Origin of the sequence: Pseudarthrobacter sp. MEB009 (assembly GCF_030208875.1) — a bacterium.
Taxonomy (GTDB): domain Bacteria; phylum Actinomycetota; class Actinomycetes; order Actinomycetales; family Micrococcaceae; genus Arthrobacter.
The window spans coordinates 184,818-211,808 of record NZ_JARVTC010000014.1 but is presented as its reverse complement, the minus strand read 5'-3'; the positions used below and the strand labels follow the sequence as shown (position 1 = coordinate 211,808).

Genomic DNA, 26,991 nt, shown 5'->3' with positions numbered 1-26,991 from the left:
GGGCCCTACCGCGATGGTGCCGCAGTTCCTACTCCGGGACCACCAGGGCCGGCGTGTCACGCCGGAGCGTCTCGCCGCGGAAGAACCCGGGCCGCACCTTGGCCATGACCAGCATAAACACGGCGCCCAGCGCCAGGATGCCGATGCCGAGGATAAACACCAGGCCCACCCCGGACACCTCGGAGCCGCTGCCGAATTCGGGCGCCCAGCTGTCGGCAGCGGTCTGGAGGAACACCACAAACAGGCCCACGCCGCCCAGGACCGGGCAGAGCAGCCGAAGGACGAAGTGGCGGACGCTGCTGAAAACGCTGTGCCGGAAGTACCAGGCGCAGGCCAGGGCGGTCAGGCCGTAGTAGAAGCAGATCATCAGCCCCAGGGCCAGGATGGTGTCATTGAGGACATTTTCGCTGACCACGTGCATCACGGCGTAGAAGCCCGCCGAGACGATGCCGGCGGCGATGGTGGCGTAGCCCGGCGTCGCAAATTTGCGGCTGATGCGGCTGAACGGCTGCGGCATGGCGCCGTAATGGCCCATTGCCAGCAGGCTGCGCGAAGGGGACATAAACGTGGACTGCAGGGATGCAGCCGAGCTGGACAGCACGGCCAGCGACATCAGGATGGCAAAGGGGCCCATGATGGGTGAGGCCAGGGCCGTGAAGATGTTCTCGTGGATGTCGGCGTTGTTCAGGCCGTTGCCGGTGTCCCCGACGCCGGCAAACATCATGGTGGCGATGCTCACCACCAGGTAGATGCCCAGGACGATGACGGCCGTAAGGGTGCCGGCCAGTCCCGAGGTCCGCTTGCCGTTGGCGGTTTCCTCATTGACCGTCAGGCAGACGTCCCAGCCCCAGTACACAAAGATGGACAGCGAGATGCCGGCGGCGATCTGGCCGAACGTCTCGATTTTGGTGACGTCGAACCATTCCCAGCTGAAGGGGATGGCGGTTTCGGAGGTGGACCAGTTGGCGAAGGCCATCCCCACAAACAAGCCCAGGACCACCAGTTGGAAGCCCACCAGGCTGTACTGCACCACTTTCGTGGTGTGCATGCCGCGGTAGCTGACCCAGACCGCAAGAGCCACAAAGACGAAGCAGGTCATTACGTTGACAGCCTTGTTCCCCGCGAGGTCGGCGAGGTCGGGGGAGCCCGTCACCTGGGAAAGGAAGAGGTAGAAGAAGTCGACGGCGACGCCGGCCAGGTTGGAGAGCACAATGATGTTGGCCGCCAGGAGGCCCCAGCCGCCCATCCAGCCCACCCAGGGGCCAAACGCCTTGGTCACCCAGGTGAAGGTGGTGCCGCTGTCCGGCGAGTCGGCGTTGAGCTCCCGGTAGGCCAGGGACACCAGGATCATGGGGATGAATCCGATGAGGAAGATGACGGGCAGCTGCAGGCCGGCCTCATTCACGGTAGGGCCCAGGGCGCTGGTCAGGGTGTAGGCCGGGGCGATGGTCGAAATGCCCAGGACAACCACGGCCAGGAGTCCCAGCTGGCCGCCCTTGAGGCCTTTGGCGGAGATGCCGGCGTCTCCGGAGGCGGGCGCGTTGCCGGGGGACTTGGCGCTGGTGCGGGTGGTCTCTGTCATGGCACCACTTTCTGGAAGAAATTGAGACGGCAGTCACTATATGAATGGCGTTCATTTAGTATGGGGTCGGACCGGCCAGGATGCAAGGGCGCAGCAAAAAGTGGTCCCCGGCACCCTGCTTGCCACGCTTCAGGGAAAATTAGTAAGCTCACTGAGAAATCCCGTCCGGGCCCGCGCTGAAGCGGCGGCAGGCTGGTAGCGTCGGGATTACTGGACCACTCGAGGAGGACGCATGAAAGCTTCACCGACACTGACCAACAACCTCCAGGCCGTCCTGGCGGACCTGATTGAACTGCACATCCAGGGCAAGCAGGCCCACTGGAACATCGTGGGAACGAACTTCCGCGACCTGCACCTGCAGCTGGACGAAATCGTCGACGCTGCCCGCCAGTTCGCCGACGACACGGCCGAACGTATGCGGGCCCTGCACGCTCTGCCGGACGGACGCAGCGCAACGGTGTCCGGATCCACCAGCCTGGCGCAGTTCCCGGAAGGCCTGATCAGTACCAAGGATGCAATCGAACGCATCGTGGCTGCGATGGAAGCTGCCGTAGGCACCATGCGCAAGGTCCATGACGAGGTGGACGAGGAGGATCCCACCAGCGCGGACCTCCTGCACGAGTTCATCGCCAGGCTCGAGCAGTTCGCCTGGATGGTGCAGGCGGAAAACATGAAGCCCACCGCCAGCGTCACCACCGCCGACGCCAAGTAGTTTCTGCAGCCTGTGGGCTGCCAACTACAGAGACGCCCGGCGTCGGAGCCTATGCTCCGGCGCCGGGCGTCTTTTGTCCTGGCGGGTTATATCAAGCCGGTGTCATCCCCGCGTGGTTTCCCCGGTCGGGCCGCCGTGACGGCGCCCGCAGTCCCGCCGCTACTTGCCGGCCCGCGGAACCTTCCGCAGCACGGTGCCGGCCAGAACCGCCGTCAATGCCATCAGCACCAAGGCGATGGTGGCTGTGATGTGCACGCCGGAGTCGAAGGCGGCGCGTGCCGTGGCAAGCAGTTCCCCGGCGGCCGGCGCCTGCAGGGTCGCTGCCAGCTCCACGGCGCCGGCCAGCGTCTCGCCGGCCTGGTGGGTGGCGCCCTGGGGCAGGGAACTGGCCACGCCCTCGGGCAGCACCAGGTTCCGCTGGTAGGAAGCCGTCAGGATGGAACCCAGCACGGCGGTGCCCAGCAGCGAGCCCACCTCGTAGCCCGTTTCGGAGATCGCCGCCGCCGCCCCTGATTTTGCGGCCGGCACGGAGCCCAGGATGAGGTCATTGGAAATGGTTTCCGCGGCCCCCACGCCCAGGGCCAGGACCAGCAACGCCGCCAGCAGCAGTGCCGGTCCCGCGCTGTGGTCGCCGAACGCCACCAGTGCATAGCCGGCGGCGCTGAGGCTCAACCCGCCGGCCACCACAAACCCGGGCCGGACCTTGCGGACCAGCGGGACCACCAGCAGCCCGGCCGCCACGGTGGCCAGAAGTGCCGGGATCATGGCCACGCCGGACGCCGAGGGTGACATGCCTTCAAGCAGCTGCAGGTGCTGGGCCAGGAAGAAGATGAAGCCGTTGAAGGAAAACAGGGCCAGCACGTTGGCGGTGATGGCCGTGCTGAAGACGCGGTTGGAGAACAGGCCCATGTCCAGCAGTGGGGCGGCGAGGGTGCGCTGGCGCCGGACAAAAACCCAGCCCATGGCCAGGCCCAGGGCGATGATGGCCAGGGCCTTGAGGCTGAAGCCGGCGGTGGCGATTTCCTTGATGCCGTAAACCACGGGGACCATCACCAGCATGGAGAGGACGATGCTGATGATATCCACCCGTCCCGGCCGGGGATCCCTGGACTCCGGGATGAAGAATGGGCCAAGGGCCAGGAGTGGCAGCATGATGGGAACTGCCACCAGCAGCACGGCACCCCACCAGAAGTGTTCCACCAGCCAGCCGCCGAAAATCGGGCCAAGTGCGGCGCCGCCCGAGAAGCCTGCCGCCCAGATGGCTACGGCAAGCCGGCGCCTGTTCGGGTCCGGGAAGATGTTCCGGATCAGGGACAGGGTGGAGGGCATCAGCATGGCGCCGAAGAACCCCAGGCCGGCGCGGCCCGCGATGAGCCACTCCGCGGTGGGCGCAAAGGCCGTTGCGGCCGAGACGGCCGCAAAGCCGAGGCTGCCCGTCAGCAGCAGGCGCCGGCGCCCGATCCGGTCGCCCAGGCTGCCCATCGCCACCAGCAGTGCCGCGAGGACCAGTGGGTAGGCGTCCACGATCCACAGGAGCTGGACGCCGGTGGTCTGCAGGCTCCGCGCGATTTCAGGGAGCGCAAACGTCAGCGCGGTGTTGTCAACCGCCACCAGCAGGACCGGAAACATCAGCAGTCCCAGCGCCAACCAGTCGCGCCACGAACCGGCTGAGGTGGGCGTTGCGGCTTCCGCCGCCTGGTCCTTCCGCATGGGGGCTGCTGTTGTCATCCGCCAACTATACCGTCCAGACGGTACAGTTACAAAATTTCTGCCAGTTGAGGGTTTCGCCGCAGCTTTGTGCATGATGGGAACCATGCCCCGAAAACCAGTCGCCCGTGATGCTGTCCTGGACGCCTTCGAAGCCCTGCTGATCGACGTGGGCGAACGCGCCGCCACCCTCGACGCCGTGGCCCGGCAGGCGGGGGTTTCCAAAGGCGGGCTCTTGTATCACTTTCCGAACAAGGAAGCGCTGATCAGCGCCCTGCTGGAGCGCCTCGACGCGCTCGCCGACGCGGATCTCGCCCGCATGGCGGCCGCCCCCGAAGGGGCAGCCGAATACTTCATCCGGACATCCCTCTTCTCCGACACCGCCATGGACCGGGCCTTTGTGGCCGCTACCCGTCTCGCGGAAGTGGCACATGCCGAAGCGCGGCGCCGGTTCGCGGGGATCCAGGGCCAGTGGCTGGACCTGCTGGCCGCCGACGTCGGGCCCGGCGTTGCGAAAGCCGTCCTGTACATGGGTGACGGACTCTACTTCAACGCCATGTGGGAAAGCGGCACCGAAGGCGTCAGTGAGCGCCAGCTGGCCGACGTCGAAAGCCTTATCCTCGCCGTGCGGAAACTCCGGGCCTGACTCCCCGGACGCGCACCCTTCCGCTGTGACCGGCGGGCTGGTTTGCGGCTGCGGCCCGGGCATAGGACAATAAAGGTCTGTGAGGGCTGTCACCCGGCCCGCACGGATGCTGAAAAACTAAATGAATTGCCTTTGATCTGCGGCGGGAGAGTCCTGCTGTCAAGGTACAAGCAGGCGCCGTAGGAGCAAATCCTCCCCAGGAATCTCACAGGCCCATGTACCGCCGCGGCGAGGCGCCTCTGGAAAGCAGCAGGCAGTCCATCTGTGCCCCGTTCCGGGATGCAGGACTGCCAGGCTCACCGACGGTGCAAGCGGGGCCAGCTTCGGCAGGCGGCGCGGAAACTCTCAGGTCCAATACAGAGCGGGGAGGAACCCGAATCGATGCGGCGCACCCTGCGCCGCCTAAGTTTATGGAGTTCCTTGTGACTGTCGCCCCGGCACCCGCCACTTTTGTTGACCGGCATATCGGCGTCCGCCGCGCTGCCGAAGTACAGGCCATGCTCAAGGCAGTTGGCCATGAGAGCGTGGATTCACTCGTTGATACCGCCGTCCCCAAAGGCATCCGGCAGGAAACGCCGCTGGAGCTGGCCCCGGCGGTGAGCGAGGTGGAGGTCCTGGCCGAGCTGCGCCGGATCGCCGCCAAAAACAAGACCGCCGTGCAGATGATCGGCCAGGGGTATTACGACACCGTGACTCCGCCCGTGATCCGCCGCAACATCCTTGAAGGCCCCGCCTGGTACACCGCGTACACGCCCTACCAGCCCGAAATTTCCCAGGGCCGGCTCGAAGCCCTGCTGAACTTCCAGACCATGGTCCAGGACCTGGTGGGCCTGCCCATCGCCAACGCCTCGCTGCTGGACGAAGCCACTGCCGTCGCCGAAGCCGTTCTGATGATGCGCCGCGCCAACAAGGACAAGGGCGCCAAGGACGGCATCACAGTGCTGGATGCCGACTGCCTGCCGCAGACCATCGCCGTGGTGAAGGGCCGCGCCGAGGCGCTGGGCTTCGAAGTCCGCGTCGCCGACCTCACCCACGGCCTGCCCGACGGCGCCATCAACGGCGTGGTCCTCCAGCAGCCCGGTGTTTCCGGCCGCGTTTTTGACCACTCCGCCGTCATCGCAGCAGCCAAGGAGCGGGGCGCCCTGGTCACGGTGGCCGCGGACCTGCTGGCCCTGACGCTGATCACGCCGCCGGGCGAGCAGGGTGCCGACATCGCCGTGGGAACCGCGCAGCGCTTCGGCGTCCCGCTCTTCTACGGCGGACCGCACGCCGCCTACATGGCCGTCCAGAAGGGCCTCGAGCGTTCCATGCCCGGCCGCCTGGTGGGCGTTTCCAAGGACGACGCCGGTGTCCCCGCCTACCGCCTGGCGCTGCAGACCCGCGAACAGCACATCCGCCGTGAGAAGGCCACGTCCAATATCTGCACCGCGCAGGCGCTGCTGGCCATTGTGGCGTCCATGTACGCCGTCTACCACGGCCCCGAAGGCCTTAAAGCCATCGCGGAAACCGTCCACGGACACGCGCGCACCCTGGCGGCATCCCTGCAGGGCGCCGGCCTCGAGGTGCTGCACGGCTCCTTCTTCGACACCGTCACCGTCCGGGTCCCCGGCAAGGCCGCCGAACTGGTGGCAGCGGCCGAGGGCAAGGGCATCAACCTGCGCTCCATCGATGCCGATACCGTGGGTATCTCCGCGGACGAGACCACCAGTGCCGCGGTCATTGCCGACGTGGCGGGCATCTTCGGGGCCGGCATCTCCCGGTCCGTGGACGGCTTCTCGCTGCCCGCCGCCGTGATCCGCTCCAGCGCGTTCCTGCAGCACCCGGTGTTCAGCACCCACCGCTCCGAGACGCAGCTGCTGCGCTACATCCGCAAGCTCTCCGACCGGGACCTGGCCCTGGACCGCACCATGATTCCGCTGGGTTCCTGCACCATGAAGCTGAACGCCACGGCGGAAATGGAAGCCATCTCCTGGCCCGAATTCGCCTCGATCCACCCGTTCGCGCCCGACTCCCAGACCGAAGGCTGGCGGGAACTCATCGCCGACCTCGAAGGCCAGCTGACGGAGATCACCGGCTACGACCAGGTCTCCATCCAGCCGAATGCCGGTTCGCAGGGTGAACTTGCCGGGCTGCTGGCCATCCGCGGCTACCACCTGTCCCGCGGCGATGACCAGCGCACCATCTGCCTGATCCCGGCGTCGGCGCACGGCACCAACGCCGCCTCCGCCGTCCTGGCCGGCATGAAGGTGGTGGTGGTGGCCACCGCCGCCGACGGCACGATCGACCACGCGGACCTTTACGCCAAAATCGAGGCCCACAAGGACGCCCTCTCCGCCATCATGATCACCTACCCGTCCACGCACGGGGTGTACGACGCCGACGTCCGCGAGGTCTGCGACGCCGTCCACGCGGCCGGCGGCCAGGTCTACATCGACGGCGCCAACCTCAACGCCCTGGTGGGGCTGGCACAGCCCGGCCACTTCGGCGGCGACGTCTCGCACCTGAACCTGCACAAGACCTTCTGCATCCCGCACGGCGGCGGCGGACCCGGTGTGGGCCCCGTTGCTGCCAAGGCCCACCTGGCACCGTTTATGCCGGGCAACGCTGCCACCTGGACCGAAGGCAACGACGTTCCCATTTCCGCCTCAAAGTACGGCTCCGCCGGCGTGCTGCCCATCTCCTGGGCCTACGTCCGGCTGATGGGCGGCCAGGGACTCACCGACGCCACCAAATCCGCGCTGCTCGCCGCCAACTACATCGCCAAGCGGCTCAACGAACACTTCCCCGTCCTCTACACCGGCGAGGGCGGCCTGGTGGCCCATGAGTGCATCCTGGACCTCCGCGACCTCACGGCCAAGACCGGCGTCACGGCCGAGGATGTGGCCAAGCGCCTCATCGACTTCGGCTTCCACGCGCCCACGCTGTCCTTCCCGGTGGCCGGAACCTTGATGGTGGAGCCCACCGAGTCCGAGGACCTGGCCGAGATTGACCGGTTCATCGAGGCCATGGTCACCATCCGGCACGAAATCGACCAGGTGGCCCACGGCGATTTCGCCGTGGCCGACTCGCCGCTGCGGCGTGCACCCCACACGGCAGCTGCCGTCATCACCTCCGACTGGGACCGGCCCTACCCCCGCGAGCAGGCCGCGTTCCCCGTCCCGCACCTCCGGCAGGACAAGTACTTCCCGCCCGTGGGACGGGTGGACGGCGCCGCCGGAGACCGCAACCTGATCTGCTCCTGCCCGCCGCTCGAAGCGTTCGAAAACTAAGGACAGCACCGTGACCGAGAAATACACAGCACTGTACGACGCCCACAAAGCGCTCGGCGCTTCCTTCACGGACTTCGGCGGCTGGCAGATGCCGCTCAAGTACAGCTCCGAACTGGCCGAGCACCACGCGGTCCGGAACGGCGCCGGCCTGTTCGACCTGTCCCACATGGGCGAAGTGGAGATCACCGGCCCGGAGGCAGCCCAGTTCCTGGACTACGCCGTGGTGGGAAAGATTTCCGCAATGCCCGTGGGCAAGGCGAAATACTCGCTGATCTGCGCCGAAGACGGAGGCATCATCGATGACCTCATCATCTACCGCCGGCCCCAGGCAGCGGACGGTACCGACGTTTTCCTGGTGGTTCCCAACGCCGGCAACGCCGACGTGGTGGCCGCAGCCCTGGCCGAACGGGCCGAAGGCTTCGATGCGATCGTCAAGGACGCCTCCGCCGAAACCTCCCTGATCGCCGTACAGGGCCCCAAGGCGCAGGACATCCTGCTGCGCCTGGTCCCGGCGGCTCAGCACGAGGCCGTTACGGGCCTGAAGTACTACGCCGGCGTGGACGTGACGTTCCTGGTGGGCGGCGCCGGACTGGACCTGCTGCTGGCACGCACCGGTTACACTGGCGAGGACGGCTTCGAGATCTTTGTGGCCAACAGCGACGCCGCCGGCCTGTGGCAGGCTTTGATGGCGGTTGCCGAACCCGGCGAATTGACGCCGGCCGGGCTGGCCTGCCGGGACTCGCTCCGACTCGAAGCCGGGATGCCGCTGTACGGCAACGAACTCTCGCGGCAGGCGGATCCTTTCGCCGCCGGCCTGGGACCCGTCGTCGCGCTGTCCAAGGAAGGCGACTTCGTGGGGAAGGCTGCACTGGCCGCCCGCAAGGAAGCCGGCGCCGGCAGCACCTCCGGCCGCCGCCTGGTGGGCCTGAAGGGCCTGGGCCGCCGCGCCGGCCGCGCCCACTACCCGGTCCTCAAGGACAGCGTGGTTGTTGGCGAGGTCACCTCCGGCCAGCCCTCACCCACCCTGGGCTTCCCCGTGGCGATGGCCTACGTGGACGTGGCTCACGCCGCCCCCGGAACCGCCCTGGACATCGACCTGCGCGGCAAGGCCGAACCGTTCGAAGTTGTGGCCCTGCCGTTCTACAAGCGCGGCAAGTAAGCCGCGGTCCGGGCGAACGCGGCCGCCCGGACACCCACCCACTCCCGGGCCGGCTTTTCCCGAGGCCCTTCCACTTTCCGCACCAACCCTAAGGAACCCTGCATGGCAATCGTTGCCCCTGAACTTCAGTACTCCGACGAGCACGAGTGGGTGGCCCGCGAGGCCGGAAACCTGGTCTCCGTTGGCATTTCCGCCGTCGCCACGGACGCCCTGGGCGACATCGTGTACGTGGACCTGCCCGAGGTGGGCTCCACGGTCACGGCCGGTGAAACCTGTGGCGAGGTGGAATCCACCAAGTCCGTCTCCGACCTGTACGCGCCCGTCACCGGTGAGGTCACCGAAACCAACCCCGCCGTGGTGGATGACCCCGCCCTGATCAACAGCGATCCCTACGGCGCCGGCTGGCTTTTTAAGGTCGCAGCAGACCACGACGGTCCGCTGCTGTCCGCCCAGGAATACGCCTCCAAAAACGGCGGCGACCTGGGTGGCCCCGCCGTGGCCGCCGGTTCCTAGCCAACCGCAGCAACCGAAGCACCTGCAGCCCGGACACCCAGGCTGCCTGCGGGGGCTGGCCGGACATCCGGAACCGGCCCCCGCCCCATCCCCGTCACCCAGTAAGGACCCACCTCATGGCCGTTGGAGTTTTTGATCTCTTTTCCGTGGGGATCGGGCCGTCAAGCTCGCACACCGTGGGTCCCATGCGGGCCGCGGCCGTATTCGCCGAGGAACTGAAAGCCTCCGGGGACCTGGGACAGGTGGCCTCGCTGCGCGTGGACCTGTACGGCTCCCTGGCCGCCACGGGCCACGGGCACGGCACCATGACCGCGATCCTGCTGGGCCTTGAGGGCTACCACCCCGAGCAGATCCTGCCCGAAGAGGTGGAGGAACGCCTGGCCGGCATAGCCGCGACGGGGACGCTGCAGCTGGCCGGCACCGTGCCGCTGCCGTACGGCGTGGCGGACATGGTGCTCCGGCCGCTCACCATCTTGCCCCGGCACACCAACGGCCTCACGTTCACCGTTTCCGACGCCGGCGGGAACGTCCTGCACCAGGCCACCTTCTTCTCCGTAGGGGGCGGCTTCATTGTCCGGGAGGGCGAGGAAACCGCGGCGCAGCAGGAGCTGGACGCCTCGAAGGAGGAACTGCCGCTGCCTTTCCGCACCGCTGCCGAACTGCTGGCGTGGTGCCAGGCCAAGGGGCTGTCCATCGGCGAGATCATGCTGGTGAACGAGGAAGCGTCCCGGACGGAACAGGAAATCCGCGACGGGCTGCTGCACATCCACGCCGTGATGGAAACCTGCGTGGAGACCAGCCTCAAGCGAGAGGGCCTGCTGCCCGGCGGGTTGAAGGTCCGGCGCCGTGCTCCCGGCTGGCACGCGCGGCTGATGAAGGAAGACAAGGACCGGGACCCCAAGTACTGGCAGGAATGGGTGAACCTGGTGGCCCTGGCGGTCAACGAGGAAAATGCCTCTGGCGGCCGGGTGGTGACGGCGCCCACCAACGGTGCCGCCGGAATCATCCCGGCCGTGCTGCACTACGCCCTGCACTTCGCGCCCGGGATGGACAAGGCGACGCAGGAGGACCGCGACGACGTTGTGGTCAAGTTCCTGCTCACGGCCGGGGCCATCGGGGTGCTGTACAAGGAGCAGGCCTCCATTTCCGGCGCCGAGGTGGGGTGCCAGGGCGAAGTCGGATCGGCGTCGTCCATGGCCGCCGCAGGCCTGGCCGAGGTGATGGGCGGAACCCCCGCGCAGGTGGAAAACGCCGCCGAAATCGCCATGGAACACAACTTGGGCCTTACCTGCGATCCCATCGGCGGGCTGGTGCAGGTGCCCTGCATTGAACGGAACGCCATCGCTGCGGCGAAGGCCATCAACGCCGCCAAAATGGCGCTGTGGGGTGACGGCTCGCACCGGGTGTCCCTGGACGAAGTCATCATCACCATGCGTGAGACCGGCAAGGACATGAGCTCAAAGTACAAGGAGACCGCCATGGGCGGGCTCGCCGTCAACGTGGTGGAGTGCTGAACGGCCCTAGTTGTTGAGCGCGGCCCACAGATTCAGGGTTGACGCGTAGCCAACCCAGGCGAGGTAGGGGAGCAGCAGCACGCCAGCCAGCCGGCTCACCGGGAAGGCCTTCCGGATCAGGAGGACCAGGACGACGGCGAGGGCTGCGATGTCCACGAACCCCAACCAGAGTGCCGGGGCACCGAAGGCCGGGTACAGGGCGAAGAACAGGGGCGTCCAGCAAAGGTTGAGTACCAGCTGGACCCAGTACAGCTTCAGGAAATTCCTGCTGGCCGGGCCGCCCTTGCGCCACACCAGCCAGGCGGCCACCGCCATCAGGATGTAAAGCACGGTCCAGACCGGCCCGAACACCCAGTTGGGCGGGGTCCACGGGGCTTTGCTGGCCGTGCTGTACCAGCCGTCCACGTTGCTGGTGGACGCCAGGCCGCCCAGGAAAGCCACCACGAACGACGCCGCCAGCAACCCGGCCAGGACCGCGGCCTGGACGCCTGCGCTACGCTGCGCCGGCCTGTCAGCCGGCAGTGACTCGGTCCGTTCCCCATTGGTCTGCATACGTTCCACCCTTCCGAACCGGTGCGGCCCCGTCAAGGCGGCTGCCAGTTGGTGGCAGGTGCCGGGCAATGCCGGTGCCCCCGCAGGCTTTAGACTTGATGCTGCATGTCCGCACGCACGCCACGAGACAGAACCGCGCACAGACCCTGAGATTGGACACGGCCCCCTTGCGAGAATTCACCGCACGATTCGCCACCGCCGAGGAAATTGAAAACTGGGACAAGTACGTCACGGCCAACCCTGACGGCGGCAACATGCTGCAGTCGGCGGCCTACGCTTCGGTTAAGAACGGCAGCGGCTGGAAGGTCCTGTTCCTGGTGCTGGAATCGGCCGGGACCGCCAGTTACAACCTGGTGCTGGAAAAGCGCTTCCCCCTGCTGGGTGGCCTCTGGTATCTGATCAAAGGCCCCGGACTTGGCGGGGCCGCCGAGCTTCCCGCAGCGCTGAAAGCCTGTGCAGCGCTGGTGCGTACCCAAAAGCTCAACGTCTTCACCATCAAGGTGGAGCCGGACATCCTTGCCACCGATGACGCCCAGGCGCACCTGGCCGCCGCCGGACTGGTCAAGGCGCCCAACATCCAATCGAATGATTCCACCGCCCTGCTGGACATCTCCGCGGACAGCGAGACAGTCCTCAAGGCCATCACCTCCCGGGCCCGCAATGCTGTCCGCCGGGCGGAGCGGGAAGGCTGCGAAGTACTGCGCCGCGAAGCCGGTCCGGAGACGTACCGCGCCCTCTACGACCTCATGGCCGACACCGTGAAGGCCAAGGGGTCCATGCCGCTGCGCAGCTACGACTACTACGCCCGGTTCTGGGACGAGTTCTGCAGCCGCGGGCAGGGCAGTTTCTTCTTCGCCTACGAGGGCGGCAAACCCAGTGTGGGGGCCTTTGTCATCAACTACGGCGCCAAGGCCACGTACAAGGACGGCGGATCCCTGCAGGACCGCAAGCAGTACGGCGACTCGCACCTGGTCCAGTGGACGGCCATCCGCCACATGCAGGACCTGGGCTGCACGGAGTACGACTTCTGCGGTACCCCGCCCGCAGCGCGCATCAAGGACAAGACCCACAACCTCCACGGCATGGGAATGTTCAAAACCAGCTTCACCAAATCGGTCACCGATTTTGTGGGCTGCCACGACTACATCCTGTCGCCGCTGAAGCACCGGCTATGGGTGCGCGGAGGCGAAAAAGTGTTCCGCCGCCTCGAAACCGCCCGCACCGGCCAACAGTTCTACTGACGAGCAGTCCTACTGACCAGCCCCGGCACCTGCCAGGTCCCGGGACACCGTCCTGCACGTCCCGCACGCCAGGACAGCGAAACGCACCGAAGAAGGTAATCCCGTGAACGCACAGCCCACCACCGACCTTGAGTTCGCCCTGCTCAGCGACGACGAGTTCGAGGCCTTCGCGCTGGCCCACCCCCAGAACAGCTTCCTCCAGTCCGTGGACTTCGCCCGCTTCCAGCGCGCCCGCGGCCAGCAGGTGGAACTGTTCGGCGCCCGCCGGAACGGCGAACTCGTCGCTGCCGGAAAGCTCAATACCACCACCACCCGGTTGGGCTACACCGTCCTGGAATGCGCCAAGGGACCCCTGCTTGACTACACCGACCCCGACTTGCTGCCCGCCGTCGTCGGGCTCCTCCGCCAACGCGCCACCGAACGCAAGGCAGCGGAACTGCGCATCTCACCGAACCTGAAATACGTGGCCCGCGACGAGGACGGCGCGGAGCATCCTGAGGTCCTGGACAACCGGCCGCTGCTGGCCCGCCTGGGCGGGCTCGGCTTCGCGCACCAGGGACTGGAGATGAACTTCGTCAACGTGAACTGGATGTTCGTCAAGGACCTTACCGCCGCGGCCGACGCCGAGGAACTGATCATGGGCACCAGTTACCGGACCCGGAAAGCCATCCGCAAGGCGGAAAAGAACGGCGTCTTCCTGGAGCAGGCCACGCTGGAGACCCTGGACGACTTCTACGGCGCGCTGAGCACCGCGGGCGATGGCAAGGGCTTCGTTTACCGCGAACGCGCGTATTACGAAAACCTGCTCCGCACCACGAACCCTGAGTTCACCAAACTCATGATGGCCAAAATCGACATCCCGGCGTACCGCAAATCCATCACCGAACGCCTCGCCGCCGAATCGGCCACCGCCGATGGCCTCCGTCGTGAAGTGGAGGAGACCGGCAGCAAAAAGAAGGCCAACCGGCTCAAAGTGGTCCAGGACCTTGTGGACAGCTATGAACGCAGCCTCAAGGACATTGAACGCTTCCCGGACTCCGTGGGTGTTGCCACCGTGGCCGCGATCCACTTCATCTGCTACGCGGACGAGGTGGTGTGCGTGATCGGCGGCACCGTCCAGGACTACATCTACTTCAACGGCGCCACGTCCCTGTACTGGGGCATGATGCTGCACGCTTTGGAGAAGGGGTATCCGCGGTACAACTTCTACGGCACGTTCGGCATTTCCGGGGAAGACCAGGAAGGCCACGGCGGTTATGAATTCAAGAAGGGCTTCGGCGGCGAAGTGGTCCAGCTGGTAGGCGACTTTGTCCTTCCGGTCCGGCCGGCGGTGTTCCATGCCAACCGGCTGGCCCGGCAGGCCGCGACCACCGGGCGCACGGCAGCAGCCGCCGCCCGAAAAGCCGCGGCCACCGCCCGCACGCTTGTGGCCCGCCTACCGCTGCGCCGCTCCTGACACACCAGATACCGAACACCGAACACCGCAACCGGGAGGAGGGGACCATGACCGACCGGCCAGGACACCCCGGCGCACGGCCGCACACTGACGGCCTGCCCAAGACTCAAGCGTTGACCGCTGCCCAGCTGCGGCAGGACGCCGCCGCCAAACGGATGCTGCGGCGCCTGGTGCAGGGCGAGAACCCGCCCACCGCGCCGCTGAGCATCGTGGACAGGCTGGCGGGCAGCCCCTACGCCAACCCCACCATCCAGGTGGGTGGTGTTGACACCTCCGCCCGCAAAACACTGGACTTCGCCCTGCACCTGGCCGAAACCATGTTCCGGTACGGCGCAGGAGCCCTCGAAGTGGAAACCAGCATCATCGCCGTCACGGCGGCGCTGGGCCTGAAAAACATTGAAGTGGACATCACCAACCAGTCGGTGGGCATCAACTACGCGCCCAAGGACCAGACCCCCATCGCACTGCTGCGCGTGGTGCGGTCCTGGACCAACAACTACGCCGGCCTGGCCAGGGTCCATCAGCTGGTAACGGACATCGTGGCCGGGGGAGTGGGCCGCGACGAGGCCATCCGGCGGCTGAACGGGATTATCACCAACCCCAAACCGTTCCCGCGCTGGATGGTCACCACGGCATTCGGCGTGTTTGCCGCCGTCTTTGTTGGTGTGCTGGGCGGGGGACCGGTCTCGTCCGCCATCGCGTTTGTGGCCAACATCGCCATCAGCCTGCTCGCCCGCCAGCTGGGGCGGTGGCGCGTCCCGGACTTCTTCATCACCGCCAGCAGCTCGTTTGTGGTGACAATGCTGGCCCTGACCCTGTGGCAATTCGGCCTGACCACCTCACCGGCCATCGTGGTGGTGGGCGGGATCCTGCTGCTCCTGCCTACAGGCAGGCTGGTTTCGTCGGTGCAGGATGCCATCAACGGCTTCCCGGTCACAGCCGCCGGGCGGTTCCTGTCCACCCTCCTGACCTTCAGTGCCATTGTGGCCGGCATAGCCGTGGCCTTTGTGGTGGGGGAGCTGACCGGGATGCAGCGGATCGACGTCACGCAGACCTTCCCCCCGGCCTACGACCTGTGGGTCCTGGTCCTTTTTGTGGCCGTGGCCGTCATCGCCATCGGCATTACGGAGCAGACCAGCTGGCAATTGCTGCTGCCCACCGCCGCGGTGGGTGTGGCGGGGTACCTGGTGCTGCTGGGCAGCGACCAGCTGGGTATCGGCGACAGGTTCTCACCCGCGCTCGCCGCGGTGGTCATCGGACTGCTGGCCCGGGTGGTGGCCCTGCGGCTGGGGGCGCCCCAGCTGGTGGTGGCCGTACCCGCGGCCCTGATCCTGCTGCCAGGGCTGACCATCTTCCGGTCCATGTACGTCCTCACCGTGGAGGAAACCCAGGTCCTGCTGGGCGCCGGCGGCATGCTCAGCGCCGGTGCGATCGTGCTGGGGACCGCCGGGGGCATCGTCCTGGGCGACACGCTGGCCCGGCCGCTGACCCGCAGCCTGGCCAGCAACGAACGGCGCCGCGCCCGGCGGCGCTGACAGGACCGCCCGGCGGCGCTGCAGGTCAGATCTGGCCGACGGGCAGTTTCTTTTCCGCCTGGAATTCGTCTTCCACCCGGCCCCGGGCCCAGTAGCCGGACAGCGACACCTGCCGGCGTTCCAGGCCACGCTGGACAAAAAAGATGTCCCGCAGGGCCTTCATGGCACCCCGCTCGCCGTGGGCGAAGACGTCAACGGTGCCGGCAGGCCACTGCGCCCCGGCAACCGCCGCAACCAGGAGGCCCTGGTCGCCGGCGGCTGCGCCGTTGCGGGCCAGCCAGGCCACCGTAACGCCGGCCGGCGCGGCGATGGACTGGATTCCGGCGTCGGACTCCACCTCAAGGAAGGCCAGGCCCACGGCGTCAGCCGGCAGGGACTCAATGCTCGCGGCAATGGCCGGCAGGGCCGCCTCATCGCCGGCAAACAGGTACCAGTCGGCCTCCGGGTCCGGGTTGTACGCGCCGCCCGGGCCCGTGAACGTGAGGGTGTCCCCTGGTTCGGCCGTAGCGGCCCAGGGCCCGGCCAGGCCCTCGTCCCCGTGCACCACGAAGTCGATAGCCAGTTCACGTGCCGCCGGGTCCACCCAGCGGAGGGTGTACGTCCGCGTGAAGGGCCACTGTTCGCGCGGCATGGTTTCCCGGATGGTCCACAGGTCCAAGGGCTCGGGGTAGGCAACGCCCGGCTGGGGGAACGCGATCTTGACGTAGCGGTCCACAAACCCGTTGTTCACAAAATCCGCGAACCCGTCCCCGCCGGCGACGATGCGCACCATGTGCGGGGACAGTTGCTCCCGTCGCACCACCTCCAGGGTGATCTGCGGACGGCTTTTTTTGGTGGCGCTGGTGGCAGCGGGAACGGTGCTCATAAGGCAAGCCTAAGCTAGGGCGCCGGCGGGAGCTCCCAGGTTACGCCCGGAGCGCCCTGCTCCTGCAGCAGCCGGTTCACGGCACTGAACGGCCGGGAACCGAAAAACCCGCGGGACGCGGAGAGCGGGCTGGGGTGGACGCTGGCGACCACGGGTGTGCCGCCCAGGAGCGGCCGGATCCCCTCCGCGTCCTTGCCCCACAGCACCGCGACCAACGGCGTCGGCGTCCCGTCCGCTGCGGTGCGCCCCGCCACTGCGGTGACGGCCGCCGTCGTGACCGCCTCCCAGCCTTTGCCCCGGTGCGACCCTGCAGTCCCGGCCCGCACGGACAGGACCCGGTTCAGGAGCAGGACGCCCTGGCCCGCCCAGGCTGCCAGGTCGCCGTGGACCCGCGGCGGAAGGCCCAGGTCGGCCTCCAGCTCACGGTAGATGTTGGCCAGGCTTCGGGGGATGGGACGGGTGCGGCGGTCCACCGCGAAGGACAACCCCACAGCGTGCCCGGGCGTTGGATACGGGTCTTGGCCCATGATGAGGACCCTGACGTCCGCCAACGGTTGGCGGAAGGCGCGCAGGATGTTCGACGGCGCCGGCAGGACCGGGTGCCCGGCCCCGGCTTCGGCGGCAAGGAAGCGCAGGACGCTCCGGAGTTCGTCCTCCACCCCGGTCAGTGCCGCCGCCCAGTCCGGTGCCATCAGCCCGGGCAGGGGGCGATCCACCAGGGCGGCAAAGCCGCCGGCATCCGCGGGCTCCGGGTCCAGGTCGAAAAGTGCGTCGGTTTCAGCCACCGTCCCATTGTGGCAGGACCGCCCGCTATGTTGTGGCCCGGGCGGGCCCTTCACGGCTCCGGACCATCCACCGGAGCAAATGACAAGCCTGTTATTCGTCCGTACCATGGGGGTGGACATTGACTGCAACCAGCGAAGGAGTGCGCCGTGGCGGAACCAGCACACGAACACGTGCCTGCGCAGGAGCCGCGGACCTCTCCACTGGCGGATTTCACGCTCCGGGACTCGCCCCTGGGCGAGCGTGAACAGCGGATGCTGGCCCTGGAACGGCAGTGGTGGAAGTACGCCGGGGCCAAGGAACAGGCCATCCGGGAACTGTTTGACCTCTCCGCCACCCACTACTACCAGCTGCTCAACGCCCTGATCGACAGCGAGGATGCGCTGGCGCACGATCCCATGCTGGTGAAGAGATTGCGTAGACTACGTACGTCCCGTCACCGCGCCCGTACCGCGCGGCGCCTGGGGTCCGACGCATAGTCGCCCCCGCCAGGACGCCAGCAGCGACCAGCAAGGATGTCATTTCCCATGACCAAATACGCCCGCGACGAATTCGACAAGGTTCCCCAGACCGCGTCCCGCCAAGGTGTCCACCGAACGGCAACGGCAACGGCCCCGTCCCGGACGCGGTTGTGGCCCATCCTGGCCGTGGGAATCGCCGCGTTGGCCATCGGACTGGTGTCCTTCCTGGTCCTCCCCAAACTCGGTTTCACCGGTCCCGGCAGCCAGGCAGGCACCAGCCAGGAAGCGCCGCTTGCAGGGACTGACGCTCCGTCGGCCGTAGCACCCGGGGACACCACCTCGCCGTCCGCGGAACCCGCTCCGGCCAGCACCGGGGGACCCGCCGCCGGTGCATCGCAGGAGCCCAGCGCCCCGGCAACCACCGCAGCGGCCGCTGACAAGACCCAGCCCGTGGCCGTCTATAACGCCGCCGGTATCGCAGGGCTGGCCACCAGTGTTGGCGCCACCGTGCAGTCCGATGGCTGGCAGCTGGGCCAGGTTGGCAACTGGGCCGGTGCCCCGCAGCAGGGCTCCGTCATCTTCTATGCAGGAGCCGAGCAGCAGGCCAACGCGCAGGCGCTCGCAGTCCTCCTGGACATCCCCACAGTGGTGAGCAGCACCGAATTCCAGGTGCCGCTGGTGGTTGTGGTGGGCCCCGGTTTCCAGTAACGCCCGTCCGGTCACGCCCGAATAACTATTCCCGGCAGCCCCGACCGGCGCCAGCGGCAGCGGCCGGACATTGGCTAGAGTGACATTTCAGGCTTGGTCCGGATCCGGTGCCCTACGCGGCGCCGCTGACGGGCCCAATGGAAAAATGGGTGGGTCAGCATGGCACAGGGAACCGTCAAGTGGTTCAACGCGGAGAAGGGCTACGGCTTCATCACCGTGGACGGGTCCGGCGATGACGTCTTTGTCCACTGGTCCGCCATCCAGGGGGAAGGCTACCGGGCCCTGGACGAAGGCCAGCGCGTGGAACTCGACGTGGGCGAAGGCGAAAAGGGCCCGCAGGCCGATAACGTCCGGCCCGCAGGGTGATGGGCATTCCCGCGACCCGCCGTTTTCCGCTGACCCTGGCGCTGATGCTGGGCGCCTCCATGGCGTTGGCATCATGCTCCGGGATGACCGGCAACGCCCGCACCGATGGGGCCGCCACGGCCGCTGCTTCCGGTGACGGCGTCCTGCGGGTGGGCCTTATCCTGGACAACACCGGCGACGGAAGCCACCTCAACGATTCCCAGCAGGCCGCGGCCAGGCTGGCAGTCAAGGAAATCAACGCCGACGGCGGGCTCAAGGGCAGGCAGGTGGAACTCCTGCCTGCCACGGCGGGGCAGGACACGGCAGCCCAGGCCCACCGGCTGGTGGAATCCGAAGCGGACGTGGTCATCGGGCCTACCGATTCGAGCCATGCCGCCGAAGCCATCGATGTGCTCTCCCGTGCACGCACGCCACTCATCTCGCCCGCCAACACGGCTGCAGGCCTCACCGCAATCGACAGCGGCGGTTATTACTTCCGCACCGCGGCCGCGGACGTTGCCCAGGGCCCGCTGCTCGCCAAACTCGCCGGGGACGGCGGCGCCACCACAGTTTCGGTGCTGTACCAGGACAGCGCCTACGGCAAGGACGTGGCCACTGCCGCTGCGGAAGCGGCCCGCCAGGCCGGCCTGGACGTGGTGGCCAACACCGCGTTCAAACCCGGAGAGGCACGCAGTGCGGCGGCAGCAGCCGGTGCCGCGGCCCCGGGAGCCGTAATCCTCATCGCACGTGACGGCGCGGAAGGGGCCCTGCAGGAACTGGCCAAGGCGGGGGTTCCCGGCACGCGCCTCATCCTCAGCGACGGCGCCTTCGCCAGGTACGGTTCCGCGCTGGCCCCCAAAGCACTGACCGGGGCCCGCGCCCTGGTCCCCGGCAAGCTGCCCACGCCCGCCTTCCAGGCCAGGCTGCTGGCAGTGGCGCCGGACCTCAAAGACGTCTCCTTCGCCGCCGAAACCTTCGACGCCGTCACCCTGGCCGTGCTGGCTGCAGCCAAGGCGGACGACGACTCCGGCGCATCCATCGCCGCCAACCTGATCGCCGTCTCCGGCGGAACAACCGAGGCAACCGCGACGGCTCCGGCGGTGACGCCTTGCCTTTCCTACGCGGATTGCCTTCCGGCAGCGGGTTCGGGCCCGGGGATCAATTACGACGGCGAGTCAGGGCCGGTTGCCTTCGACGCCAACGGGGACATCACCGCTGCCACCTACAGCGTGTTCAGGTACGGCGACGACAACGTGCCGGCAGCCTCAGGCACCGAGACGGCGGGCCGGGCCGGGAGCTAAGGCACCGTCCCACGCCTCTTTGCGCAGAGCGGAACAGGGCTTCATTCGCTTGCACTCACACGTGGAGAGTGCTAATTATTGAGTTAGCACTCTGACGTATCGACTGCTAAGCGATGTCCGGTTCCGGCCGGCAGCGCCTGGCGCCGGATTCGGAGCGAGAGAAACACCTTCCTGAAGTGAGACCCGGACCCGGGGGCATACAGAGGCCACCGGCGAAAGGTCGTCCGTCGCGGGCACCGCAGCGAAGGTTCATTCTTAACGTCTGTCCCCGAAAGGACTACTGCCGTTATGGCCAAGATCATTGCATTTGATGAAGAGGCACGCCGCGGCCTTGAGCGGGGCCTGAACATCCTCGCCGACGCCGTTAAGGTCACCCTCGGCCCGCGTGGACGCAACGTCGTCCTCGAAAAGAAGTGGGGCGCCCCCACGATCACCAACGATGGTGTTTCCATCGCCAAGGAGATCGAGCTGGACGATCCTTACGAGAAGATCGGCGCAGAGCTGGTCAAGGAAGTTGCCAAGAAGACGGACGACGTCGCTGGCGACGGTACCACCACCGCCACCGTGCTGGCACAGGCACTGGTCAAGGAAGGCCTGCGCAACGTTGCCGCCGGCGCCGACCCGCTCTCCCTCAAGCGCGGCATCGAGAAGGCAGTCGAGGCAGTTACTGCCGAGCTGCTGAACTCCGCCAAGGAAATCGAAACCAAGGAAGAAATCGCTGCCACGGCATCGATCTCTGCCGGTGACGACGAAATCGGTGCGCTGATTGCCGAAGCCCTGGACAAGGTGGGCAAGGAAGGCGTCATCACGGTCGAGGAATCCAACACCTTCGGCCTGGAACTCGAGCTCACCGAAGGCATGCGCTTCGACAAGGGCTACATTTCCGCGTACTTCGTCACTGACGCAGAGCGCCAGGAAACGGTCCTCGAGGACCCGTACATCCTGATCGTCAACTCCAAGATCTCCAACGTCAAGGAACTGGTTGCTGTCCTCGAAAAGGTCATGCAGTCCAACAAGTCGCTGCTGATCATCGCCGAGGACATCGAAGGCGAGGCCCTGGCCACGCTGATCGTGAACAAGATCCGCGGCACCTTCAAGTCAGTCGCCGTCAAGGCTCCGGGCTTCGGCGACCGCCGCAAGGCCCAGCTGGCCGACATCGCCGTCCTCACCGGCGGCCAGGTCATCTCCGAAGAGGTTGGCCTGAAGCTCGAAACTGCAGGCCTTGAACTCCTGGGCCAGGCACGCAAGGTTGTTGTCACCAAGGACGAGACCACCATCGTTGAGGGTGCAGGCGACGCCGACCAGATTGCCGGCCGCGTTGCCCAGATCCGTTCCGAGATCGAAAACTCCGATTCGGACTACGACCGCGAGAAGCTGCAGGAACGCCTGGCCAAGCTGGCCGGCGGCGTTGCAGTCATCAAGGCCGGTGCCGCTACCGAAGTTGAGCTCAAGGAGCGCAAGCACCGCATCGAAGATGCCGTGCGTAACGCCAAGGCAGCCGTTGAAGAAGGCATCGTCGCCGGTGGCGGCGTCGCCCTCATCCAGGCCGGCGCCAAGGCGTTCGCCAACCTGCAGCTCTCCGGCGACGAAGCAACGGGCGCCAACATCGTCCGCGTTGCCATCGACGCTCCGCTGAAGCAGATCGCCTACAACGCCGGCCTGGAGCCGGGCGTTGTGGTTGACAAGGTCCGTGGCCTGCCCGCAGGCCACGGCCTGAACGCAGCCACCGGCGAATACGTCGACCTGCTGGCAGCCGGCATCAACGACCCCGTCAAGGTGACCCGCTCTGCCCTGCAGAACGCGGCCTCCATTGCCGGTCTCTTCCTCACCACCGAGGCAGTTGTTGCTGACAAGCCCGAGAAGAACCCCGCCCCCGCAGGCGGCGGCGACGACATGGGCGGCATGGGCGGCTTCTAGCCACCCCTTCGCCGGGACCAGTCCCGCCGTACACCAAAGCGGCCCCCTCCTCGGAGGGGGCCGCTTTGGTGTGTGGACTTTTACTTACGTGCGCTGGAAAGCATTTCGTCAACTTCCTTCCGGAAGCCTTCGGCTGCAGCTGACGGGCTAAGCCGGTCATACAGCACCTCGTCAGTGAAGCGCTTGATGACGTTCTGGACGCTGCCGGCGCCGACGGGCGGAACGGCGGGCGCGGCTTTGATGTCCGGGGAGATGTCCTTCAGGAAGGACACCACCGTGGTATCGGCCGGCTTCAGGTCCGGGGTGATGGCCTGGACGATGTCCGTGTTGGTGGGCACGCCGCGGTCCGTCATCAGGATCTTGCCGGCTTCAGGGTTGTTGGTCAGGTAATTGATGAACGTCGCGGCCTCGGCCGGGTGCTTGGATCGGGACGACGCGGACCAGAACATGGTGGGCTTGTAGTACATGCCATTGTCCGCCGAGGAGCCGTCCGTGCTGGGGGCCCGGAGCATCTTGATGCTGCCCCCGGTAGTGGCTTCAAGGGAACCCAGCTGGTTGGTCCACCACCAGGCCATGCCTACGCGGTTGGTGCCGAAGAGGCTTTCCTCCAGGCCGGCCCCTGAGTCCTCCGTCGCCACCGTGGCCGGTGGGCTGGCCTTCGAATCGCGCTGTTCCTTCAGCCGTTCCCAGAAGGAGGCGGCGGTTGCGGTGTCGAAGTCCAGCTTTCCATCAGCGGAATATAGGGCTTCGCCGTGCTGCCGGAGCCAAATGATCAGGTCCGCCTCGTTGCTGCCGTAGGCGGCGCCATAGGTCTTGCCGTCGCCGGACGCGCTGATTTTCGCTGCCGTGTCCATAAAGTCGTCCCAGGTCCAGGTGGCGTCATCGGGGATCGGGACGTTGGCGGCTTCGAAGACCTTGGTGTTGGCCATGATCACGTAGGCGTTCTGGCCGGTGCTGAGCCCGTATTGCGACCCGTCGTACTGGCCGGAGGCCAGGGCTTCCTTGTCCAGTTTTCCGGTGTCGATGCCGTCCTGCTTGGCGAGGTCCAGGAGGGCGCCGCGGCCGCCGTACTCTGCGATGTACTTCTGGTCCATCTGGATGACGTCAGGGGCATCGTTGGCGGCCGTCTTGGTAGCCAGCTTGTCCCAGTAGCCGCCCCATTCGCCGGGTTCGGATTCGATGTTGATGTTCGGGTGTTCGGCTTCGAAAGCGGCGATGACCTTTTCGGTCTGGGCGTTCAGGTACTCGTTGCCCCACCAGGCAAAGCGCAAGGTCACTTCGTCGCTGTTGGAGCTTCCGGCGGCACCGCAGCCGGTTGCAAGGATGGAGAAGGCTACGGCGGCTGCGCCGAGCCGGAAGCGCCTGCCGAGGCTGGTAGGGATCGTCATTGATGAACCTTCCTGGTGATGGTCTGCACGTTTCCCTGGGAGTGGGACATCCATTTCACTCCGCATGAGAAAACGTTTTCTCAGGTTGTAGAAGTGATTGTTTCCCACCGCAGGGGCCTCGTCAAGACTTTTTCGGTAACCGCTTTCCGAAAATTGCGAAGAACGTGTGTGCATCAGGGGTCAGCAGGGTGCGGTGTGCCCGGTGCCGGAACGGCACCATGCCGCCCGGAATCGGGAATGTCCTGGCTCTCTGGCAGGATGGACCGGTGACGATTACTGCAGCGGCTGACGGTTCGGCTTTGGGAAATCCCGGCCCCGCCGGATGGGCCTGGTACGTGGATGACGACTGCTGGCGGGCTGGTGGCTGGCCGCATGGCACCAACAACCAGGGCGAACTGATGGCGGTGCTGGACCTGTTCCGCGCCACGGCGCACCTGCCTGGCGAGGACCTGCACATCCTCTGCGACAGCCAGTACGTCATCAACTCAATCACCAAGTGGATGCCGGGCTGGAAGCGCAAAGGCTGGCGCAAGGCCGACGGCAAGCCAGTGCTGAATGTGGACCTCCTGAAGGACCTGGACCGGGAACTCGCAGGCCGGAAATACAGGTTTGAATGGGTCAAGGGGCACGCCGGCCACGACCTCAACGAGGCCGCCGACGATCGTGCCCGAGCAGCTGCGACGGCGTTCCAGCAAGGTGTGGCGCCCCGCAGCGGACCCGGTTTTCCGGACTCGGGCTACCCAGGAACGGCAGTGGTTGGCGCCGGGGTGGAACCACGTGTATCGGTGGATCCACACAGCGCGGCACCAGCTGCCGGGTCCGCCCGACCGGGTGCCCGGCCGCGGCTGGAACCCGGCTACGATGCGCCGGACCTGTTCAGCGAACTGGCCGCCGAGGCCTTTGACACTGCAGAGCCCGCGCAGGCCGCCGGCGGCGCCGGTGCCCCTGAGGCGATCGTGGAGGAACTGGAGCGCGAGCTTCTGGGCCCGCTGGTCCGCGGCGACATAGGCCGGACGGCTGTGCTGCTGCACCCCGACTTTGTGGAGATCGGCAGCTCGGGGCGGATGTGGACCCGGGATGCCATGACGATGGCGCTGGAGGAGGATCCGGGGGAGCGGACCGACATTGAAATCCTGTCAGCCGACCGGATCGAAGACACCTCGGTCCTGCTGACCTACCGGAGCTTCGGCCGCGCAGGCACTACCCTCCGGAGCTCACTCTGGGTGCTGGACGGCGCCCGCTGGCGGCTGCGGTTCCACCAAGGCACCCCTGAGGCCTGAGCGCGCAGCGCACCTCCGTCACCGGACCCCGGCGCCACAGGGCTGCACCGAACCGAAAGCTTCGCCCAGTCGAGCCGAAAGCTTCGCCGAGCCGAAAGCGTAGCCGAATCGAAAGCTCCGCCCAACCGAAAGCTCCGCCGAACCGCGGGCTCAGCCGAACCGCTGCGTGTTGCCTTGCTCGGCCTGGGCATACGTGGCGGCGGCGGACGCCAGGGCACTGTTGATGGACGCCAGCGAAGCTTCCACCCGGCCCTGCGTCAGGGTCCACTCGGTGATCAGTGCCTGGAAACTGGTGGCGGCGGCCCCCCGCCACGAACCCTGCAGCTCGTCCAGTCCGCTCTTCATGGCGTGGACGTCTGCACTGATCCGTTCAACGGTGGCCTGGACGGAAGCGGATTTCACCTGGAGAAGTTCGGTATCGACGGAGATGATGCTCATGGCGGGGCCTTTCGCTCCAGCGGGCACGTGCCCTGCCCGGAAGGTCCGGGCTGCTGCAATCGAGCCTATGGACACCACCGGGGCACCGCCACGGGACTAGCGCTGTATGTGGATAACCCCGTCGTCGCTGCCCGCTGCGCGGGCGTCCGCTGCCCCGTCGCCTGACGCGTCGGGGTCCGCTGCCGGAGTGTCCTCGCGGAAGGGGAGGCTGACCACCAGGGTTGCCCCGCCGCCGTCGGTATCCGTCACCCGCACCGAACCGCCGTGGGAGCCCACGATCGCTGCCACGATGGCCAGGCCCAAGCCGCTCCCGCCGGTTTCGCGGGTGCGGGAGGTATCCGCGCGGTAGAACCGCTGGAAAACTTTGCCGGCGTCCTCGGCGGAGATGCCCGGACCATGGTCCCGCACCTCAATGACGGAGGCCGGCCGGCCATCAACGGTGCGGACGCCCACGGCGAGTTCAATAGGACTGCCATCGGGCGTGTAGCGCATGGCGTTGCCTACGAGGTTCCCCACCACCTGGCGGAGTTTGGCTTCGTCCCCCAGCGCCGGGGCCGGGGCCGCAGGGCCGCCGTCGATCCCGGTGAGCGAAACCACCCTCGACCGGTCGCTGGCCTGGGTGTCCACCACGGCGTCGTGGGCTATCAGCTGGAGATCCACGGGCTTTTCCTGCAGCGGGCGTTGCTCGTCCAGCCGGGCCAGCAGCAGCAGGTCCTCCACCATGGAGCCCATCCGCTTGGCTTCACTTTCGATCCGGCCCATGGCTGTGGAGACGTCCTCGGGTGTGGTCAGGGCGCCGTGCCGGTACAGCTCGGAGAAGCCGCGGATGGTCACCAGCGGGGTGCGGAGCTCGTGGGAGGCGTCGGCGGCGAACCGGCGCATTTTCGCTTCCGATGCCGTCCGCGCAGCGAAGGCAGTCTCGATGTGGGCCAGCATGGCATTCAGGGAACTGCCCAGCCTGCCCAACTCCGTGTGGGGGTTGTCCACTTCCACGCGCCGGGCCAGGTCACCGGCGGCGATGGCGGCTGCCGTCTTCTCCACCCGGGCCAGCGGCCGGAAGGACCGGCTCACCGTCCAGCTGCCGATCAGCGATGCCAGCAGCAGGGTCAGCAGGCCCACGCCTGTCACCACCAGGGTCACGTGGCTGAGGACATCGTCGACGCTCTGCAGCGGCAGCCCGATGACAACGACGCCTTTCTCGCTGTTGTTCAGGACAACGTTGACGGCGACCACGCGCCAGTTTTCCCCGTCGGTGCCGCGCACCTGGAACGGAACCCGGTTCCGGGCTTCGGCCTGGGCTGCGGAGATGTCCTGGATGTCAGGATGGTTCTGCTTATCCCCGCCGAGCGGATAAGGATCCTGCTGGTCCCGGTAGAGGATGAGCGAATAGTCAGTGGGGACGCTGGGATTGGTGGGGGCCTGCAGCTGGCTGAACGACTGCTGCTTGCCGGCGAGGGCGACAGCGGCATTCAGTTTGTCGTCCACCTGGCCCTGCAGGTAGCTGTGCATCAGGGTCAGCGTCACGGCGCCGGTGACGGTCAGCGCCACCACCAGCAGGCCCATGATGATGGCCACCAGCTGGGACCGCAGGGACGCCGATTTCCATCGCTGTACCAAGG

General features: G+C 66.9%; 23 protein-coding genes and 1 riboswitch. Of the genes, 15 read left to right on the top strand and 8 right to left on the bottom strand.

Features of this window, described 5'->3' with window-relative positions:
- Positions 1-28 precede the first annotated feature (28 nt).
- Positions 29-1,582, bottom strand: a complete 1,554-nt coding sequence (locus tag QRN07_RS15295; protein ID WP_285241459.1) for an APC family permease — start codon at positions 1,580-1,582, stop codon at positions 29-31.
- A gap of 232 nt (positions 1,583-1,814) precedes the next feature.
- On the opposite strand from QRN07_RS15295, the gene QRN07_RS15290 reads away from it, so the two are divergent.
- Positions 1,815-2,294 (top strand): Dps family protein, encoded by a 480-nt coding sequence (locus QRN07_RS15290; protein WP_050686569.1) that lies wholly within the window; start codon positions 1,815-1,817, stop codon positions 2,292-2,294.
- Between the two features lie 159 nt (positions 2,295-2,453).
- Here the strand turns inward: QRN07_RS15290 and QRN07_RS15285 are convergent, their stop codons facing one another.
- The gene (locus tag QRN07_RS15285) at positions 2,454-4,004 is read right to left on the bottom strand and encodes an MFS transporter (RefSeq protein WP_285241467.1); all 1,551 of its coding nucleotides are present in this window, start codon (positions 4,002-4,004) and stop codon (positions 2,454-2,456) included.
- Between the two features lie 103 nt (positions 4,005-4,107).
- On the opposite strand from QRN07_RS15285, the gene QRN07_RS15280 reads away from it, so the two are divergent.
- The 5 genes from QRN07_RS15280 to QRN07_RS15260 all read left to right on the top strand — a co-directional run bounded on the left by QRN07_RS15280 (position 4,108) and on the right by QRN07_RS15260 (position 11,102).
- A complete protein-coding gene (locus QRN07_RS15280; RefSeq protein WP_050686573.1) occupies positions 4,108-4,647 on the top strand; it encodes a TetR/AcrR family transcriptional regulator in 540 nt (179 codons plus the stop codon).
- Positions 4,648-4,780: 133 nt separating this feature from the next.
- Positions 4,781-4,880: riboswitch (glycine riboswitch) on the top strand.
- Between the two features lie 177 nt (positions 4,881-5,057).
- Positions 5,058-7,916: an aminomethyl-transferring glycine dehydrogenase gene (gene gcvP / locus QRN07_RS15275; protein WP_442854145.1), complete on the top strand. Its 2,859-nt coding sequence runs from the start codon at positions 5,058-5,060 to the stop codon at positions 7,914-7,916.
- A 10-nt stretch (positions 7,917-7,926) separates the two neighbouring features.
- A complete protein-coding gene (gene gcvT, locus QRN07_RS15270) occupies positions 7,927-9,075 on the top strand; it encodes a glycine cleavage system aminomethyltransferase GcvT (protein ID WP_056596033.1) in 1,149 nt (382 codons plus the stop codon).
- 102 nt (positions 9,076-9,177) lie between these two features.
- The gene (gene gcvH / locus QRN07_RS15265; RefSeq protein ID WP_050686579.1) at positions 9,178-9,588 is read left to right on the top strand and encodes a glycine cleavage system protein GcvH; all 411 of its coding nucleotides are present in this window, start codon (positions 9,178-9,180) and stop codon (positions 9,586-9,588) included.
- Between the two features lie 116 nt (positions 9,589-9,704).
- Positions 9,705-11,102, top strand: a complete 1,398-nt coding sequence (locus tag QRN07_RS15260; protein ID WP_056596037.1) for an L-serine ammonia-lyase — start codon at positions 9,705-9,707, stop codon at positions 11,100-11,102.
- Between the two features lie 6 nt (positions 11,103-11,108).
- On the opposite strand, the gene QRN07_RS15255 is transcribed toward QRN07_RS15260, so the two are convergent.
- Positions 11,109-11,654, bottom strand: a complete 546-nt coding sequence (locus tag QRN07_RS15255; RefSeq protein WP_050686583.1) for a TspO/MBR family protein — start codon at positions 11,652-11,654, stop codon at positions 11,109-11,111.
- Positions 11,655-11,821: 167 nt separating this feature from the next.
- Between QRN07_RS15255 and QRN07_RS15250 the strand changes: the two genes are divergently transcribed.
- From QRN07_RS15250 to QRN07_RS15240, 3 genes are all read left to right on the top strand, one after another.
- On the top strand, positions 11,822-12,895 hold the full coding sequence (locus tag QRN07_RS15250) for a lipid II:glycine glycyltransferase FemX (RefSeq protein ID WP_285241458.1): 1,074 nt from the start codon (positions 11,822-11,824) through the stop codon (positions 12,893-12,895).
- 103 nt (positions 12,896-12,998) lie between these two features.
- The gene (locus QRN07_RS15245) at positions 12,999-14,351 is read left to right on the top strand and encodes a peptidoglycan bridge formation glycyltransferase FemA/FemB family protein (RefSeq protein ID WP_285241457.1); all 1,353 of its coding nucleotides are present in this window, start codon (positions 12,999-13,001) and stop codon (positions 14,349-14,351) included.
- A gap of 47 nt (positions 14,352-14,398) precedes the next feature.
- The gene (locus QRN07_RS15240) at positions 14,399-15,886 is read left to right on the top strand and encodes a threonine/serine exporter family protein (protein ID WP_050686590.1); all 1,488 of its coding nucleotides are present in this window, start codon (positions 14,399-14,401) and stop codon (positions 15,884-15,886) included.
- A 25-nt stretch (positions 15,887-15,911) separates the two neighbouring features.
- On the opposite strand, the gene QRN07_RS15235 is transcribed toward QRN07_RS15240, so the two are convergent.
- Together QRN07_RS15235 and QRN07_RS15230 are read right to left on the bottom strand one after the other, a co-directional pair.
- On the bottom strand, positions 15,912-16,751 hold the full coding sequence (locus tag QRN07_RS15235; RefSeq protein WP_285241456.1) for a siderophore-interacting protein: 840 nt from the start codon (positions 16,749-16,751) through the stop codon (positions 15,912-15,914).
- Positions 16,752-16,765: 14 nt separating this feature from the next.
- Positions 16,766-17,536 carry a uracil-DNA glycosylase gene (locus tag QRN07_RS15230; protein WP_285241455.1) on the bottom strand — a complete coding sequence of 257 codons (771 nt, stop codon included), beginning with the start codon at positions 17,534-17,536 and terminating at the stop codon, positions 16,766-16,768.
- A 147-nt stretch (positions 17,537-17,683) separates the two neighbouring features.
- Between QRN07_RS15230 and QRN07_RS15225 the strand changes: the two genes are divergently transcribed.
- The 5 genes from QRN07_RS15225 (at position 17,684) to groL (ending at position 22,266) form a co-directional block, all read left to right on the top strand.
- Entirely contained in the window at positions 17,684-18,013 is a 330-nt protein-coding gene (locus QRN07_RS15225) for a DUF3263 domain-containing protein (RefSeq protein WP_050686595.1), read from the top strand.
- A 48-nt stretch (positions 18,014-18,061) separates the two neighbouring features.
- Complete coding sequence (locus QRN07_RS15220; protein ID WP_285241454.1) at positions 18,062-18,703, top strand: LytR C-terminal domain-containing protein; 642 nt, start codon at positions 18,062-18,064, stop codon at positions 18,701-18,703.
- 159 nt (positions 18,704-18,862) lie between these two features.
- The gene (locus QRN07_RS15215; RefSeq protein WP_056596050.1) at positions 18,863-19,069 is read left to right on the top strand and encodes a cold-shock protein; all 207 of its coding nucleotides are present in this window, start codon (positions 18,863-18,865) and stop codon (positions 19,067-19,069) included.
- On the top strand, positions 19,069-20,349 hold the full coding sequence (locus tag QRN07_RS15210) for an ABC transporter substrate-binding protein (protein ID WP_056596053.1): 1,281 nt from the start codon (positions 19,069-19,071) through the stop codon (positions 20,347-20,349). The genes QRN07_RS15215 and QRN07_RS15210 overlap by 1 nt, the downstream gene beginning before the upstream one ends.
- 288 nt (positions 20,350-20,637) lie before the next feature.
- Positions 20,638-22,266, top strand: coding sequence for a chaperonin GroEL (gene groL / locus QRN07_RS15205; RefSeq protein WP_050686603.1), 1,629 nt, complete (start codon positions 20,638-20,640; stop codon positions 22,264-22,266).
- An 80-nt stretch (positions 22,267-22,346) separates the two neighbouring features.
- On the opposite strand, the gene QRN07_RS15200 is transcribed toward groL, so the two are convergent.
- Complete coding sequence (locus QRN07_RS15200; protein WP_056596056.1) at positions 22,347-23,654, bottom strand: ABC transporter substrate-binding protein; 1,308 nt, start codon at positions 23,652-23,654, stop codon at positions 22,347-22,349.
- Between the two features lie 266 nt (positions 23,655-23,920).
- Here QRN07_RS15200 and QRN07_RS15195 point away from each other — a divergent pair, with 266 nt between their 5' ends.
- Positions 23,921-24,934 carry a ribonuclease HI family protein gene (locus QRN07_RS15195; protein WP_056596322.1) on the top strand — a complete coding sequence of 338 codons (1,014 nt, stop codon included), beginning with the start codon at positions 23,921-23,923 and terminating at the stop codon, positions 24,932-24,934.
- A 150-nt stretch (positions 24,935-25,084) separates the two neighbouring features.
- Here QRN07_RS15195 and QRN07_RS15190 read toward each other — a convergent pair whose 3' ends face one another.
- On the bottom strand, positions 25,085-25,372 hold the full coding sequence (locus QRN07_RS15190) for a WXG100 family type VII secretion target (protein ID WP_050686607.1): 288 nt from the start codon (positions 25,370-25,372) through the stop codon (positions 25,085-25,087).
- 96 nt (positions 25,373-25,468) lie between these two features.
- Positions 25,469-26,989 (bottom strand): sensor histidine kinase, encoded by a 1,521-nt coding sequence (locus QRN07_RS15185; protein ID WP_050686609.1) that lies wholly within the window; start codon positions 26,987-26,989, stop codon positions 25,469-25,471.
- Positions 26,990-26,991 lie beyond the last annotated feature (2 nt).